The organism is Tropicimonas sp. IMCC34043 (assembly GCF_003390845.1).
Classification (GTDB): domain Bacteria; phylum Pseudomonadota; class Alphaproteobacteria; order Rhodobacterales; family Rhodobacteraceae; genus Tropicimonas.
Map to the genome: position 1 here is coordinate 330699 of NZ_QMEK01000004.1, position 15249 is coordinate 345947.

The following is a 15249-nucleotide window of genomic DNA, read 5'->3' on the forward strand; positions in this document are numbered from 1 at the left end:
CAACCGCCAACCGTCGCCGTCTCCTACACGCGAAACCGACTTCTTCCGTTCGAAAAAATCTACCGTGTGGCGTCGGCCAACGTCCCAGCCGGAGGTTAGCAAGGGCTTCGAGCGTGGAGACACCAAATATCGGAAGGCTCGATGCCCTTGCGGATTTCACGGAACTGCCGTTCATGCCAGGCGCGGCGAACGGCGGGTCCGAGCCCTTTTCTCCTGATTTGACAGTCGGTATTCTAGGCGTGATCTGACAGGAGACGAAGTGTGAAAATCTGGGGCCGCAACAATTCCACCAATGTCCGCAAGGTACTGTGGTGTGCCGAAGAACTTGGACTGAAGTACGAACATATCCCTGCTGGAGGTGCGTTCGGTGTCGTAAATTCTCAGGAGTTTCGCGCGCTCAACCCAAACGGCTTGGTGCCGTCTCTCAAGGACGGGGATCTGGTGCTTTGGGAATCGAACGCCATCGTCAGATATCTTGCAAGACAATATGGGACGACCCCGTTTGCACCTTCGGACCCGCGCATCTGGGCGGTGGCCGACAAATGGATGGACTGGGCATCGCTTTCTTTCGCAGTGCCTTTCCGCGATCTGTTCTGGAATCTGGTGCGCTCTACGCCGGAACAGCGTGATGATGTGGCCGTAGAACGGGGTCTTGCGCAGTGCGCCACTCTCATGAGCATTGCTGATGATACCCTTTCAGAAAGCGAATGGCTTTCAGGCGCTGAGTTCGGGTTCGGCGACATTCCCTTGGGCTGCATCGCCTATGCCTGGTTCAGCATGTCAATCGAACGGCCAGAGCATCCTGCGCTTGAGGCATGGTATGGTCGCCTCTCTGAACGCCCGGCCTATCGCAAGGCTGTCATGACGGGGCTAACCTGAAAAAAGGCCGAACGGCAGAAAAGTCCTGCACAGCTGACAGTGACCGCCTCGTCGGTGAAGGTCCGCTGGGGCGCGCTCAGCGGCCAGAGCTCAAGCGTCTCTGTGACCGGCTATTTCGACCGTTTTTGACGCATAGGTTCTGGCAAGGGGGGGTGCCCGACAGCGGCCATTCGTGACCCGCGCGGCGAATGCCGCGGCCGAGCCCATTGCGACAGATGCTGTGTGGCATTCGAAAGTCAGCTCTGGAGCACCTGATGATCGGCGGAACGAAAGGACCAAGAGATCGTGGCGCCGGAAGCATTTCGGCCGTTAGGAGCGCATGCACGCCACAATTGAATTATAGGTTGCGTTGGCTGCCTCAGAACCAGGGTCAAGGTAGTAAGTATGCCCGACATTATCGAACAATGTGAACTTGTCCGGTATAGTGGAAAGCCACTCTCTGGACGGCTTCCCGAAGTCGTCTGACCCGAAAAACACATGATTTCGCGTGGAAATTGGCCTTTCCTCTCGCAAGCGCGTGGATGAAACGCAAAATATCGACGAGAAAGAAACGCCTGCGGCGGCAGCTCGCCAAATCGCCGTGCCGCCCGCGCTGTAACCAAGCCCAACACTGCAGTCACTCACACTCTCTTTGAGGGCGCGCACGACTTTCTCCATACCGTCACCAAGAAAAAGATGATTGTGCAACGCCTCTCCGGTAAGGTCCGGCCTGTTGCACAGGTCGTTCAAGGACAGTCGGCTTACACTTGATACGGCTTGCAACCTGCTGAGGATGCAATCCTTTTGTGTCGGTTGGTCGTGGATGTCCGTGACTATGCAGATATTCATCCGCGGACCTTAGCTTGGCGGCGATTGACCTGAAACCTGCCATTCGATCGATCACACCGAATGGCACCTCACTTCCGCCGTTCGGATGGCCTGACAAATGTGACGGGTGGCAAGATATTCTGCGACCGCGCGTTGGGTCATTCCTCGGGGAGGCGCGCCCGTCACCGGTTCCCGGGTTGGCCGTCCCGGAAACTGGCGGCCTCTACCTTCCCAGAGCGAAAAGCACAGACAATCACTCACGCATAATCCTCGGGGGAGCGGCCCGGCGCGGGCCGCGCGGGGGCAGACAGCCCCCTGTCCACCCATCCGCCAGAACCGCCTGCCGGAACGAAAAACGCCGCCCCGAAGGGCGGCGTTCTGCACTGTCCAGTGGCCGGGGTTCAGAATCCCAGACCCTCGTATTTCTTCTTGAACTTCGACACACGCCCGCCGGCATCCATCAGCCGCTGAGAGCCGCCGGTCCAGGCAGGGTGCGAGCTGGGGTCGATGTCGAGCGACAACATTTCGCCTTCCTTGCCCCAGGTCGATTTCATCTGGATCACGGTCCCATCGGTCATCTTGACGTCGATGAGGTGATAGTCGGGATGCAGGTCCTTTTTCATCGCGCCGCTCCTCACTGTTCCGATTTCGGCTTGTAGCCGCTATTTTCAGCGATCCGGGCCGACTTGCCACGGCGCGCGCGCAGGTAATACAGCTTGGCGCGGCGGACCTTGCCGCGGCGCACCACGTCGATGCTCTCGATATTGGTCGAATGCAGCGGGAAGATACGCTCGACGCCTTCGCCAAAGGAAATCTTGCGGACCGTGAACGAGGCGTCGATGCCGGCGCCGTTGCGGCGGCTGATGCAGACGCCCTCATAGTTCTGGACCCGCGAGCGCGTGCCTTCGGTCACCTTGTAGCCGACGCGAATCGTGTCGCCGGCCTTGAAATCGGGAATCTGCTTCCCGAGGGCGGCGATCTGCTCCGCCGCCAGTTCTGCGATCAGATCCATCTGATGCGCTCCTCTTGCTGCTTGCGGTTTGCCCGCAAAGGTCTCGTGCGTCCTCAGAGCTCTCGGTCTTCATCCGGGTCCCCGGGGCGGTCAATTGCCGCCCGCGAGCCCGCCAGAGATCAGGTCGCCATTGCTTTTGGTGCCTCGAGGGCCAATCCGCGCTCCGGTCCTTCCGGAGCGGCACAGTGTGGGGGAAGAACCCCGACTGCAAACCTCTCCGACCGTCGCTGCGAATCGCTCCGTCCCGGCCGATGGCTCGGCCCGATCCGGATCAGGCGCGCTATACGGTGCCAGGGCGCGCGAGGCAAGGATTTGTTGGCCCGCTCGGGCAAGCACCGGCGCCGCGACGCTGGCCCCGGGGTCAGTCGACGAAGGCTTTCTCGACCACATATTCCCGCGGATCGGAATTCGCCCCCTCGTGCAGACCGTAGCCTTCGAGCAGATCCTTGATCTCGAGGTTGAAGGCGAGGTTGCCGCAGACCATGGCGCGGTCGTTGTCGGGGTGTATCGGCTCGACCCCCAGGTCGCGGAACACGTCGCCCGAGCGCATCAGGTCGGTGATGCGGCCCATCTTGGGGCTCTGTTCCCGCGTCGTCGTCGGATAATAGCGCAGCTTTTCGTGAAAGCCTTCGCCCATCAGTTCGGCCAGCATCTCGTCTTGCCGGATATCGTCGATCAGCGCCGCGCCATAGGCAAGCTCGCCAACCTCGCGGCAGGTGTGGGTGATGATGACCTCGTCGTAATCTTCATAGGTCTGCGGTTCGCGCAGCAGCGAGGCGAAGGGGGCAAAGCCGGTGCCGGTGGCGAAGAACCACAGCCGTTTGCCGGGCAGGATCGCGTCATGCACCAGCGTTCCGACGGGTTTCGGACGCAGGATAATCTGATCGCCGACCCTGATGTTCTGCAACCGCGAGGTCAGCGGCCCGTCGGGCACCTTGATCGAGTAGAACTCAAGCTCTTCGTCCCAGGACGGCGAGGCGATGGAATAGGCGCGCAGGATCGGCTTTTGCTTGCCGGTCTTCGGATCGACATCCCCCATCAGCCCGATCATCACGAATTCGCCGGACCGAAAGCGCAGTGTCAGCGGGCGGGTGCAGCGAAAGCTGAACAGCCGGTCGGTCCAGTGCTGGACGAAAGTAACGGTCTGGGCGTCAGGCAGCGTCGGAACGGCCTTGATCGGTTGGGCGTCGGTCACGGGTCTTTGCTCGGTCATGATCTCGTATCGAGGCCGTGGCCCCGTCCTGTTCGTCTATTCCAGATGGAAAACGCGTGAAAGGGGCGATCAGCCTGCCAGCCGCGACCGATAGTCGTGGGCCTGCCAGTCGGCGCGGGTGCGCCACTGATCCTCGGGCTGGCGCGCGGCAAGCGCCGCGTCGATCTCGACCTCGTCGAATCCGGACCGCCGCGCCATGGCATATTGGTCGGCCAGAACATGGCCGCGGGCACGCAGCCGGCCGGTATATCCCGCCCGCCGCAGCGCCCGCGCGATGGAAAATCCGCGGCCGTCGGCAAAACCGGGGAAATCGATGCGGACAAGCTCCACGGTCCGCGCGAGATCGGCAACCACGGCAGGGTCGGTGTCCGATGGCAGGTCGAGCGCGGCGGCTCCGGTCGCAGCGAAGTCTTCGGCACCGGCAAAGCGGCCCGCGAAAGTGTCGGGGCCAAAGCCTGCATCGGTCACGATGATGGTCTCGGGGGCTGTCATGGCTTTGGCTCCTTCAGGCAGCGCTGGCAGCGGGGCCGCGCACGGCCTTGCCATCGACGAAATGGATCCCGCATTCCTCTTTCTCCTGCCCGCGCCAGCGGCCGGCGCGGACGTCCTCGCCTTCGGCGACAGGCGAGGTGCAGGGGCCGCAGCCGATCGAGGGATAGCCCTTTGCCACCAACGGGTGCGGCGGCAGGCCGTGGGAGCGGATGTAGTCGGTGATGTCGGTGCTGGTCCAATCGGCAATCGGGTTCAGCTTCAGCCGGCGGCCGGCTTCCTCGACCAGCGGCAGTTCGGTGCGCAGCCCGCCCTGGAACCGCTTGCGGCCGGTGACCCAGCTGTCAAAGCCCGACAGCGCGCGCTCCAGCGGCCGGGTCTTGCGCAGGTCGCAGCAGGCGTCGGTGTCGCGCAGGTGCAGGGTGTTGGCCGGATCCTCCTGCGCCAGGTGCATGGCCCGCGCCCGGATCACCCGGACAGCGGTCAGGCCAAGGGCCTCGGCCACGTCGCGCTGGTAATCCAGCGTTTCGGGGAACAGCATCTGGGTGTCGATGAACAGAACCGGCGTCGCGGGCGCGACCTGCGCCAACTGGTGGAGCAGCACGACCGAGTCGGCCCCGAAGGACGAGACCAGCGCGACCTTGCCGATCAGCGGATGTTTCAGCGCCGCGCCAAGCCGTTCGGCGCCCTGAAGGCCCTGCAGGTCGGCGGCGATGATATCGGCCCGGTCGGCCGGAATGAGGGTGGCATCAAGCGGCATCGCGTTGCTTCTCCGGTCCGTAGAGGGCGGCCTTGAACGGGGCCAGTCCGACACGGGCATAGGTTTGCAGGAAGGTTTCGGTCGGGCCCTCGCGCTCCTCGAGATAGGCCAGCAGCAGGCGTTCGATCGCCGGCACGATCTCGTCATAGGCAAAGCCCGGCCCGGCGCGTTCGCCGATCGCGGCGGTCTCGGTGGCGTCGCCCCCGAGCGTGATCTGATAGTTCTCGACGCCCGCGCGGTCGAGCCCGAGGATGCCGATATGGCCGACATGGTGGTGGCCGCAGGCGTTGATGCAGCCCGAAATCTTGATCTGCACCGGCCCGACTTCGTGTTCGATCCGCAGCGCGTCGATCCGCTTGGCCAGTTCGGTCGCGACCGGGATCGAGCGCGCCGTGGCCAGCGCGCAATAATCCATCCCCGGGCAGGCGATGATGTCCGAGGCAAGCCCGACATTGGCCGTGCCAAGCCCCGCCTTCAGCAGCATGGCGTGAACGATTGCCAGATCCGCCTTGCGGACATGGGGCAGGATCACGTTCTGCTGGTGGCTGATGCGCAGCTCGTCATGGCCATAGCGCTCGGCCAGATCGGCCAGAACCCGCATCTGATCGGCCGTCGCATCGCCCGGCGTCGCGCCGTGCGCCTTCAGCGAGACGGTGACGATGGCGTAATCCGGGTGGCGATGTTCGGCAAGGTTGGTATCGGCCCAGGCCCGGAACACCGGGTCGGCCTTTGCAACCTCGAACGCCTCGGCGCCGCCGGCCACGAAATCGGGCGTGCGGAACCGTTCGCGGATCTGCTCGAGCGCCGCGGCATGGCCGTTCGGCCATTCGATCCTTGTGCGCCTGAACGTCTCTTCGACCTCGGCACGGATGGTGTCGAGCCCGGCCTCGTGGACGGTGACCTTGATCCGCGCCTTGTACTTGTTGTCCCGTCGTCCCCAGCGGTTATAGACGTGCAGCACCGCCTCGAGGTACGGCAACAGCTCGGCCTCGGGCAGGAAGTCGCGGATCACCTTGCCGATCAAGGGCGTGCGGCCAAGACCGCCGCCAACGATCACCTCGAAGCCGGGCTGACCGTCCCGTTCGATCATCCGCAGCCCGATGTCATGGGCGCGGGTCACGGCGCGGTCGTTCGGGCTGCCGGTGACGGCGACCTTGAACTTGCGCGGCAGGAACTGGAACTCCGGGTGGTCGGTCGACCATTGCCGGATCAGTTCGGCATAGGGGCGGGGGTCGGCAATCTCGTCGGCGGCGGCGCCGGCGAAATGGTCCGATGTCACGTTGCGGATCGTGTTGCCCGATGTCTGGATCGCATGCATCCCGACCTCGGCCAGCGCGTCGAGGATGTCGGGAACGTCCTGCAGCTTCGGCCAGTTGAACTGGATGTTCTGGCGCGTGGTGAAATGGCCATAGCCCTTGTCCCAGCGCTCGGCGATCTCGGCGAGCTTGCGCATCTTGACCCCGTCGATCGAACCGTAGGGGATCGCGACGCGCAGCATGTAGGCGTGGAGTTGCAGATAGAGACCGTTCATCAGCCGCAGCGGCTTGAACTCGTCCTCGGTCAGTGAACCGTCGATGCGACGGGTCACCTGGGCGCGGAACTGGGCGTTGCGCGCGGCGAGAAAGGCGGAGTCGAAGTCGTCATAGCGGTACATGTCAGTCTCCGGGGCGGGTGTCCGGGCACCTTTCTTTTGGATAACCGGAAAGTGTTGTTCTGGAAAAGTGAAACTATTGTGTCATCTGTGCGGCAGATCGACCTGCTTGCCGTGGGGATAGTTCGACGGTCCGCGGCTGCGGAAGGTCTCGCGGAAGTGCACAGGCTCGGGGCCGTCCGGGCCGCGGCGGGCGTCGGCAAGATAGGCACCGACAATCTTGCCCTGCAGCCGGGACGCCTCGATCAGGCGCAGGTCGGCATGCGCCTCGTCCTCCAGCAACTCGGCCTCGCCAAGACGACGGCTCCAGCGGTTGTCCTCGGTCAGATAGACGACGTCGCCTTCAAGCAGGGCATTGGCGGTGACGACTTTTGGCGTGAACGGGCGGGGCATCGGGCGGGTCCTCGACATGGCAGTGTAGGGTTGGGCAATGTAGGGTTGGAAGCTTGCAGTTTCTGCACTGCAATATAGAATATTTTCCTGTATCCGTGCTAGGTGGTGACAGAATTAAGGACGTATGTTCTTTCTGAATCGCCGCGATGGAGGAATGTTCGCCTTCGAGAGGAAAAATGGAATGACCGTCCGGATCGACGCCACAGACAGGAAAATCCTTGCCGAGCTGCAGGAGGATTCAAGCCGCTCGCTCGACGAGATCGCCCGCAATGTCGGCTCGTCGAAGACGCCGGTCTGGAACCGGATTCGCAAGCTGCGCGAGGCCGGGGTGATCCGGCAAAGCACGGTTCTGCTCGACGCCGAGGCGCTGGGGCTCGAGGCCTGTTTCTTCGTGCTGATCCGCACCAGCGAGCACGAGACCGACTGGCAGCAACGCTTCCTTCAGGTGCTGCGTGCGCGGCCCGAGGTGCTCGAGGCGCACCGGCTGGCGGGCGACATCGACTATATCCTGAAGGTTCGGGTGGCCAATGCCCGGGCCTATGACCGCTTCTATCAGGAGCTGATTTCGCAGGTGAAAATCCACAACGTGACCGCCCTGCTGTCGATGGAGGAGATCAAGTCGACGACCGCCTTGCCGCTGTGACGGGGGCGCCGCGATGTTCCCAATTAAAATACTAAGGAATTACTTGACGCCTCCGAGCGATCCATTAGGAACGTCGCGACAGCCCCAATGAACAGGAGAGGCATCCATGTCCAAACGCATCAATCCGTCGAGGTCCCTGCTGACCGCGCTGCTCATGGCCGGGGCGGCGGTTCCGGCCGCTGCCGAGGAAGTGCTGAACATCTATTCCTCGCGCCACTACGATACCGACGAGCGGCTCTATTCCGATTTCGAGAATGCGACCGGCATCACGATCTATCGCATCGAGGGCCAGGCCGACGAGCTGATCGCCCGGATGAAGGCCGAAGGCCGCAACAGCCCGGCCGATGTGCTGGTCACCGTCGATACCTCGCGGCTCTATCGCGCCAAACAGGCGGGCGTGCTGCAGCCGGTCGAGTCCGAAGTGCTGGAAGAACGTATCCCGGGCTACCTGCAGGATGCCGACAACGAGTGGTTCGGCTTCTCGCAACGGTCGCGGATCATCTTCTACGACAAGACGACGGTCACCGAACCGCCGCAGACCTATGCCGATCTGGCCGATCCGAAATACAAGGGCATGATCTGCATCCGGTCTTCGACCAACACCTACAACCAGACCCTGATGGCCGCCGTCGTCACCCATGTGGGCGAGGACGCGGCGCGCGCCTGGGCGCAGGGCGTTGTCGACAACATGGCCCGCGCGCCGCAGGGCGGCGATACCGACCAGTTGAAGGGGCTTGCATCGGGCGAATGCGCGATCGCGGTGTCGAACACCTACTACTTTGCCCGCGCCATTGACTCCGAGGTCGAGGGCGTCACCGAGGCGCTCGACCGCATCGGCTGGGTCTTTCCCGATCAGGCCGGCAACGGCGCGCACATGAACCTGTCGGGGGCGGGGGTCGCGGCCTTTGCACCGCATCGCGACAATGCGGTGCTGTTCCTCGAATACCTCGCCAGCGACAGCGCACAGGAATACTTCGCCGGCGGCAACGACGAATACCCGGCAGTGCCGGGGATCGACGTGCCCGCCGCCGTGGCCGAATTGGGGACCTTCAAGCCCGACGACATCGACCTTTCCGTGGTCGCGCAGAACCTCGGCACAGCCCAGGTGATCTTCGATCAGGTCGGCTGGAAATAGCCTTCGCCCTGCCGCAGTCGGGCTTTCTTCTTGGCCCAAATACCTTGCGGGGGTCCGGGGGTGCAAACCCCCGGTCCGCCGGTCGTCACCGGCGCGGTTCTCTCAGCGGAAGCGGTCCGCCAGCCGTTGCAGCGGGCTGCGCGGCGCTTCCTCCGCGGGGCCGGATGTCTCCGGTTTCGGGTCGGGCGCGGCTGCGGGCTTGGGCTTGCTTGTCGAGGATCGCGGCGGATTGGTGCGCAGCGATACCGCGGTTGCGAACTTCGCCGCATCGCCTGCCGCAAGTGCTGGGGCGCCGTCCGAGATCCCGCGCAGCATGTCGTCCAGCCAGTCGGCATCGGCCTTGGCGAAATCGTGCAGCACATAGCCAGACACTGCATCCTTGTGGCCGGGATGTCCGATCCCGATCCTGACCCTGCGATACTCCGGCCCGATCGCGGCGTGGATCGAACGCAGACCGTTGTGCCCCGCGTGCCCGCCGCCCTGCTTGACGCGCATCTTGCCGGGCGCAAGGTCGAGCTCGTCGTGAAACACCGTGACGTCTCCCGGCGCGAGCCTGAAGAACCGCATTGCCTCGCCCACCGACTGGCCCGAGCGGTTCATGAAGGTCTCGGGCTTCAGCAGCAGCACCTTTTCGGTTCCAAGCCGGCCTTCGGTCAGCGCGCCCTGGAACTTGCCGCGCCACGGGGCAAAGCCGTGATCGCCGGCGATCCGGTCGAGCGCCATGAAGCCTACGTTGTGACGGTTGCCGGCATATTGCGCGCCGGGGTTTCCGAGGCCGACGAAGAGTTGCACCTGTCGCTCCTGTGCCAGGGGTGTTGACCTTGTCTTCCTCTTGCCCTGAACTGCCGCGCGATGCCAGACGCAACCCTGCAAAGGACCGACAGATGTACCTCACCATGAACCGTTTCCGGGTCAGGATCGGCAGCGAGGAAACCTTCGAGACAATCTGGAAGGGCCGCGAAACCAGATTGCCAGAGGTGCCGGGCTTCATCGCCTTCCACCTGTTCAAGGGGCCGGAGCGCGAGGATTATCGGCTCTATGCCTCGCATACGACATGGCAGAGCGAGGCCGATTTCCTCGCCTGGACCAAATCCGAGGCCTTCCGTCAGGCCCATGCCGGCGCCGGCGGTTCGCGCGACATCTACCTCGGGCCTCCGGAGCTGGAAGTCTTCGAGTCGGTGCAAAGCATCGAGTGAGGCGCTGCACGAGGCACAGGGCGAGCGTGGCACAGGGCGAGCGTGACACCGGCGCCTGCGGGGGGCAAGGCTTGCGCCCTAGGTCCGATCGCGTTGACGCGGGCCAAGGGCCGATCCGGCGCCGCCCCGCCCGGCGATCTCAGGATCGCTCGAGTTCTGCCAGCAGTGCTGTCGCCGCGGCCTGTTCGGCCTGACGCTTCGATCCGGCCGTGGCGCTCGCCTCGGCGCCGTTTTCAAGCCTTGCGGCAATGGTGAAATTCGGCGCGTGGTCGGGGCCGCTGCGGGCGGTCTCGATATAGGCCGGGGGTTTCATGCCGCGGGCCTGCGCCCATTCCTGCAGCGCCGTCTTCGGGTCGCGCGCCTTTTCCTCGGCCGCGGCAACGCGCTCGCCCCACAGCTTCAACACGACGGTTCGTGCCGGCTCCAGCCCGGCGTCGAGATAGATCGCGGCAACAACCGCCTCCATGGCATCGCCGAGCAGCGCTTCCTTGCGCCGCCCGCCCGACATCATCTCGGAGCGGCCGAGTTTCAGCACCGCGCCAAGGTCGATCTGACGGGCGACGTCGGCGCAGGTCTCCTTGCGGACCAGCACGTTGTAGCGCGGCGCAAGCTGGCCTTCGCCCGCGTCGGTGTCGGCGCGGAACAAGGCCTCGGCGATGATCAGGTTCAGCACCCGGTCGCCCAGAAACTCCAGCCGCTGGTTCGAGGGCCGGGTATCGGAGGCGATCGAGGGATGGGTCAGGGCGCGCAGCAACAGTTCGGGCCGGGCAAAGTGATGGCCCAACCTTTCCTCGAAACTGCGTAAATCGCCCGAAAGCTTCATTGGATCTTTTTGAAGAACCGATCCGGGCGCCAGTCCCAGATGAAGAACAGCGAGCGTCCGCCGGCCGAGAACATCACCCGGTCGGCGCGGCCGATCAGGTTTTCGAACGGCACCATGCCGACGCCATGGGCCAGCTGGTTGACCCGGCTGTCGGTCGAGTTGTCGCGATTGTCGCCCATGAAGAAGAAATGCCCCTCGGGCACGGTGAAGATCGGCGTATCGTCAAGACGCCCGTCGCCGATATTGAGGATCGAGTGGCTGACGCCGTTCGGCAGGGTCTCGATGAACTTTTCCTTGATGCAGATGCCACCCTGGCCGACCGGTGAGTTGGCGCAACGCGGCAGCATGCCCTCGGGCCCCTGGGGCTCCATCAACTCTTCGAACGTGCCATCGGGCACGACCTCGACCGGCGTGTCATTGATATAGAGCAGTCCGTCCTTGACCTGGATCCGGTCACCGGGGAGGCCGATCAGCCGCTTGATGAAGTCGGCATTCGAGACCGGGTGGCGAAACACCACGACGTCGCCGCGCTGGGGTTCCGAGCCAAAGATCCGGCCGTTGATCGGGCAGATCGAGAACGGGCAGGAATAGCGCGAATAGCCATAGGCCATCTTGTTGACGAACAGGAAGTCGCCGATCAGCAGCGTATCCTTCATCGATCCCGAGGGGATCCAGAACGGCTGGAAGAACAGCGTGCGGAAAATGCCCGCGATCAGCAGCGCATAGACGACGGTCTTGATCGTTTCGACGACGCCGTTCTTTTCGTCGTTCTTCGCTTTGTCCATGCCTGCTTCCCGATTGCTCTGACCCTGCGGGGCTTGCGGCTTTCTGGGGGCGGCGCGACGGGGTGTCAAGCGTCCGAGACGGGAAGCGGCCGGGCCTCGATGACCACGAATGCCTGAGCCCAGGGATGATCGTCGGTCAATGTAACGTGGACGATGGCGGCGTGGCCGGGCGGCGTCATTGTCGCCAGCCGCTCTGCAGCCCAGCCGGTCAGCTGCATCACCGGCTGGCCGGTGCGGAGGTTGCTGACGGCCATGTCCTTCCACGAGATGCCCATGCGCAGGCCGGTGCCAAGCGCCTTGGAACAGGCCTCCTTGGCGGCCCAACGTTTGGCATAGGTGCCGGCACGGTCGGCACGGGACTCGGCCTTGCGCCGTTCGGTTTCGGTGAAGACGCGGTTCAGAAAACGCTCGCCGAAACGGTCGAGCGTGCCCTGGATGCGGTCGATGTTGGCCAGATCGGTGCCGATGCCGAGAATCATGGCGCTGTGGTGCGCCAGCCGTATTGCGGCGTCAACCGGCGCGGCAGCATCCGGGACGTTGTGCCGGTTCGGGACGCGGCATCGGCAGATCGGCAAGCTCGCGCGGCGACATGCGGCGCAGTACGGGGTGATCGATCGGGTCGGGACCCGGCCGCAGCGGTGACGCGAAGATCGCGGGCTTGCGGTGTAGCAGGGCTGAAATAATGTGTTTCATGGATTTCACCATATCCTTTGTGCTACGCGCGATGACAGCGATGCTTTGGTGACAGGTATATAGGACAGCTATATGGCTGAGCGATCAGATCTGAACCGCGTGCCGCTGGCCGGGCTGCGGGCGGTCGAGGCGGTGGCGCGTTGCGGGTCGCTGTCGCGGGCGGCGGCGGAACTGGGGGTCAGTTCCGGCGCGGTCAGCCAGCAGGTGCTGCGGGTCGAGCGGATCTTTGCCGCCCCGCTGTTCGAACGGGTGCCGACCGGCATGGTTCCGACCGCCCTCGGGGCCGAAGTGGCGGGGCATCTGTCTGCGGGGTTTGCCCGCATCGCCGCGGCGGTCGGGCGCGGCTTCGAAAGGTCCGAGGCGCGGCTGACGATCTCGACCCCGCCGCTGTTTGCCGCGCGCTGGCTCGTTTATCGCCTCAGCCGGTTTTCGGCGCGCAATCCGGGCATCCTGGTGCGGCTGCAGGCCGAACTGCAGCATCGTAACCCCGACCTTTCGGACATCGACCTCTGCATCCGGCTCGGCCGCGGCGGCTGGCCCGGCGTGACGGCCGAACGGCTGTATCCGCAGCGGGTGTTCCCGGTCTGTGGCGCGGATCTTGGGGCGCGGCTGAACGTGCCGGGCGATCTGGCCGGTATCCCGGTGGTGCGCGACGCCAATGCGACCATCGGCTGGGATGTCTGGCTTGGCCCGGAGGGGCTGAGCGAGGATATCCTGGCGCCGGGGCCAGAATTCTCCGACGCGGGGTTATGCCTCGATACCGTGATGACCGGGGCGGGCGTGTTCCTGGGCTGGGAGACGCTGGTCCACGATCAACTCAGGCTTGGCAATGTGGTCGAGCCGTTTCCAGGCCGGCGGCGCGATGCCGGCACCGGATATTGGCTGGTCTCCGGCGCCGAGGGCATCCGCAGCGGGCCGCAGCGGGCGTTTCGCCAGTGGCTGAAGGCCGAACTGGCCGAAAGCGGGCTGACAGACGGATAGGGCGGGGCGCAAGGCCCCCGATGCGGGGGCAGGACCCCTAAACGCCGGGGCGGGCATCTTCCATCAGCGCCCGCATCTGCCGTATCGCGGCGTCGAGCCCGACGAAGACGGCCTCGCCGATCAGGAAGTGACCGATATTCAGCTCGGCGATCTCGGGGATTGCCGCAATCGGGGCGACGCTGTCATAGGTCAGTCCGTGGCCTGCATGAACTTCGAGCCCGAGCGCCCGTGCCTGCGCCGCGCCCGCCGTCAGGCGGGCCAGTTCGGCGTCGCGGGCGGCAAGGCTGCCGTCGACATGAAAGTCGCAATAGGCGCCCGTATGCAGTTCGACCACCGCGGCGCCGACCCGGGCAGCGGCTTCGATCTGCGCCGGATCGGCGGCGATGAACAGCGACACGCGGGTTCCCGCCGCCCGCAGCGGCGCGATGAAATCGCTCAGGTGGACGGTGTCGCCTTCGACCTCGAGCCCGCCTTCGGTCGTGCGTTCCTCGCGCCGTTCGGGCACCAGGCAGACCGCGTGGGGGCGGTAGTGCAGCGCGATGGACTGCATCTCGGGGGTTGCCGCCATCTCGAGGTTCAAGGGCAGCGAACTGCCGGTCGAAAGGGCTGCAATGTCGCTGTCGCGGATGTGGCGGCGATCTTCGCGCAGATGCGCGGTGATGCCGTCGGCGCCGGCGGCCTCGGCCATCCGGGCTGCGCGCAGCGGGTCGGGCACCGCCCCGCCGCGGGCATTGCGCAGCGTCGCCACGTGGTCGATGTTCACGCCCAGCCGAAGACGGCCGGCAAAGTCGGTCTGGCTCATCGCATCATCCCCTGTTGCCAGCCAGACATAGACCGCCCCGCGATGAGGCGAAAGCCCGGGCGAGGTGCCGGGCGCGATTGCGCCGAAATGTGGCAGCGGCTATTGCAGGTGGGGAAATATGACCGGAGCCAGACCATGATACGACCGAACCGCCGTCTTTTTGTCTTGTCCGCTGCAGCCCTTGTCGCGGGCTGTGCAAGCAAGACGGCGACGGTTTCGATGGGCCAGCCCGAGCCGCTGGGCGAATTCAAGCTTGGCCATGTGATCGTGGTGACGAAGAACGCGCAAAAGGTCGATCCCTCGAAGGATGTCAGCCAGCGGGAATGGGATGACGCCCTGACCCAGGCCATCGAGCAGCGTTTCAGGCCCTATTCGGGTAACCAGTTGTATCATATTGCCGTGAATTTGCTCGGCTACTCGGTGGCGGTGCCGGGGATACCGGTGCTGGTGGCGCCGAAGTCGGTGATGATGATGGATGTCACGATCTGGGACAACACCAAGTCGCTCGGGGCCGATCCGACCCAGGGCAAGCTCAACAAGGAGCCGCGCCGTTTCACGATCTTTGAATCCGCCTCGGCCGGTTTCGTGATCGGCACCGGCCTGACCAAGAGCGCCGACGAGCAGGTCGCCAACATGGCCGCCAACGCCGCCCAGCAGATCGAGGTCTGGATGCGCGAAAATCCCGAGTGGTTTGCCAGCCACTCCTGAGGCCGCAAATCCGGGATTTCTGTGCGGTTTAACGCCCTGCGGATGCGGGGTTTTGGCGAAGCCGCTTGATTTCCACCCCCATTCGCAATACGTGGCGCCCGATGTGCAACCGGGCGGTAGCGAGCCCCCCCAGATCACGAGGCGCCACGGACATGGCAAAGGCAAAATTTGAACGTAACAAGCCGCATGTGAACGTCGGTACGATCGGTCACGTTGACCACGGCAAGACGACGCTGACGGCTGCGATCACGAAGTATTTCGGCGACTTCAAGGCCTATG

20 protein-coding genes are annotated in these 15249 nt (G+C 64.4%); 7 read left to right on the plus strand and 13 right to left on the minus strand.

Translation table 11 applies throughout. From position 1 onward, the window contains the following. The first annotated feature begins 261 nt into the window (after positions 1-261). Complete coding sequence (locus tag DQG17_RS16235) at positions 262-879, plus strand: glutathione S-transferase family protein (protein WP_116133895.1); 618 nt, start codon at positions 262-264, stop codon at positions 877-879. 1208 nt (positions 880-2087) lie between these two features. Here the strand turns inward: DQG17_RS16235 and rpmE are convergent. The 7 genes from rpmE to DQG17_RS16270 form a co-directional block, all read right to left on the minus strand. Further along, the gene (gene rpmE / locus DQG17_RS16240; RefSeq protein ID WP_116133896.1) at positions 2088-2309 is read right to left on the minus strand and encodes a 50S ribosomal protein L31; all 222 of its coding nucleotides are present in this window, start codon (positions 2307-2309) and stop codon (positions 2088-2090) included. 11 nt (positions 2310-2320) lie between these two features. After that, positions 2321-2698 (minus strand): 50S ribosomal protein L19, encoded by a 378-nt coding sequence (gene rplS, locus DQG17_RS16245; protein ID WP_116133897.1) that lies wholly within the window; start codon positions 2696-2698, stop codon positions 2321-2323. 361 nt (positions 2699-3059) lie between these two features. Then, entirely contained in the window at positions 3060-3911 is an 852-nt protein-coding gene (locus tag DQG17_RS16250) for a ferredoxin--NADP reductase (protein WP_116133898.1), read from the minus strand. Positions 3912-3980: 69 nt separating this feature from the next. Then, entirely contained in the window at positions 3981-4403 is a 423-nt protein-coding gene (locus tag DQG17_RS16255) for a DUF934 domain-containing protein (RefSeq protein ID WP_116133899.1), read from the minus strand. Positions 4404-4416: 13 nt separating this feature from the next. After that, entirely contained in the window at positions 4417-5160 is a 744-nt protein-coding gene (locus DQG17_RS16260; RefSeq protein ID WP_116133900.1) for a phosphoadenylyl-sulfate reductase, read from the minus strand. Beyond that, positions 5150-6814: a nitrite/sulfite reductase gene (locus tag DQG17_RS16265; RefSeq protein WP_116133901.1), complete on the minus strand. Its 1665-nt coding sequence runs from the start codon at positions 6812-6814 to the stop codon at positions 5150-5152. The genes DQG17_RS16260 and DQG17_RS16265 overlap by 11 nt, the downstream gene beginning before the upstream one ends. An 81-nt stretch (positions 6815-6895) precedes the next feature. Then, positions 6896-7204 carry a DUF2849 domain-containing protein gene (locus DQG17_RS16270; protein WP_116133902.1) on the minus strand — a complete coding sequence of 103 codons (309 nt, stop codon included), beginning with the start codon at positions 7202-7204 and terminating at the stop codon, positions 6896-6898. Positions 7205-7385: 181 nt separating this feature from the next. On the opposite strand from DQG17_RS16270, the gene DQG17_RS16275 reads away from it, so the two are divergent. After that, on the plus strand, positions 7386-7847 hold the full coding sequence (locus tag DQG17_RS16275) for an Lrp/AsnC family transcriptional regulator (RefSeq protein WP_116133945.1): 462 nt from the start codon (positions 7386-7388) through the stop codon (positions 7845-7847). 106 nt (positions 7848-7953) lie between these two features. Then, positions 7954-8982 carry an extracellular solute-binding protein gene (locus DQG17_RS16280; protein WP_116133903.1) on the plus strand — a complete coding sequence of 343 codons (1029 nt, stop codon included), beginning with the start codon at positions 7954-7956 and terminating at the stop codon, positions 8980-8982. Positions 8983-9084: 102 nt separating this feature from the next. On the opposite strand, the gene pth is transcribed toward DQG17_RS16280, so the two are convergent. Beyond that, positions 9085-9774: an aminoacyl-tRNA hydrolase gene (gene pth / locus DQG17_RS16285; RefSeq protein ID WP_116133904.1), complete on the minus strand. Its 690-nt coding sequence runs from the start codon at positions 9772-9774 to the stop codon at positions 9085-9087. Between the two features lie 92 nt (positions 9775-9866). Here pth and DQG17_RS16290 point away from each other — a divergent pair, with 92 nt between their 5' ends. Continuing rightward, complete coding sequence (locus DQG17_RS16290) at positions 9867-10178, plus strand: antibiotic biosynthesis monooxygenase (RefSeq protein ID WP_116133905.1); 312 nt, start codon at positions 9867-9869, stop codon at positions 10176-10178. A 139-nt stretch (positions 10179-10317) separates the two neighbouring features. On the opposite strand, the gene rnc is transcribed toward DQG17_RS16290, so the two are convergent. The 4 genes from rnc to DQG17_RS16310 form a co-directional block, all read right to left on the minus strand. Then, on the minus strand, positions 10318-11001 hold the full coding sequence (rnc, locus tag DQG17_RS16295) for a ribonuclease III (RefSeq protein ID WP_116133906.1): 684 nt from the start codon (positions 10999-11001) through the stop codon (positions 10318-10320). Continuing rightward, positions 10998-11786, minus strand: coding sequence for a signal peptidase I (gene lepB, locus DQG17_RS16300; RefSeq protein WP_116133907.1), 789 nt, complete (start codon positions 11784-11786; stop codon positions 10998-11000). The genes rnc and lepB overlap by 4 nt, the downstream gene beginning before the upstream one ends. Before the next feature lie 65 nt (positions 11787-11851). After that, positions 11852-12265, minus strand: coding sequence for a holo-ACP synthase (gene acpS, locus DQG17_RS16305; RefSeq protein ID WP_116133908.1), 414 nt, complete (start codon positions 12263-12265; stop codon positions 11852-11854). A 31-nt stretch (positions 12266-12296) separates the two neighbouring features. Continuing rightward, positions 12297-12479 carry a hypothetical protein gene (locus DQG17_RS16310; RefSeq protein ID WP_157973638.1) on the minus strand — a complete coding sequence of 61 codons (183 nt, stop codon included), beginning with the start codon at positions 12477-12479 and terminating at the stop codon, positions 12297-12299. Between the two features lie 72 nt (positions 12480-12551). Between DQG17_RS16310 and DQG17_RS16315 the strand changes: the two genes are divergently transcribed. Continuing rightward, the gene (locus DQG17_RS16315) at positions 12552-13460 is read left to right on the plus strand and encodes a LysR substrate-binding domain-containing protein (RefSeq protein ID WP_116133910.1); all 909 of its coding nucleotides are present in this window, start codon (positions 12552-12554) and stop codon (positions 13458-13460) included. Between the two features lie 37 nt (positions 13461-13497). Here the strand turns inward: DQG17_RS16315 and DQG17_RS16320 are convergent, their stop codons facing one another. Further along, a complete protein-coding gene (locus DQG17_RS16320) occupies positions 13498-14262 on the minus strand; it encodes a pyridoxine 5'-phosphate synthase (protein WP_116133911.1) in 765 nt (254 codons plus the stop codon). Positions 14263-14397: 135 nt separating this feature from the next. Here DQG17_RS16320 and DQG17_RS16325 point away from each other — a divergent pair, with 135 nt between their 5' ends. After that, the gene (locus DQG17_RS16325; protein ID WP_116133912.1) at positions 14398-14970 is read left to right on the plus strand and encodes a hypothetical protein; all 573 of its coding nucleotides are present in this window, start codon (positions 14398-14400) and stop codon (positions 14968-14970) included. 152 nt (positions 14971-15122) lie between these two features. After that, a partial coding sequence (locus tag DQG17_RS16330) for a GTP-binding protein (RefSeq protein ID WP_232829429.1) occupies positions 15123-15249 on the plus strand: 127 nt, incomplete at its 3' end.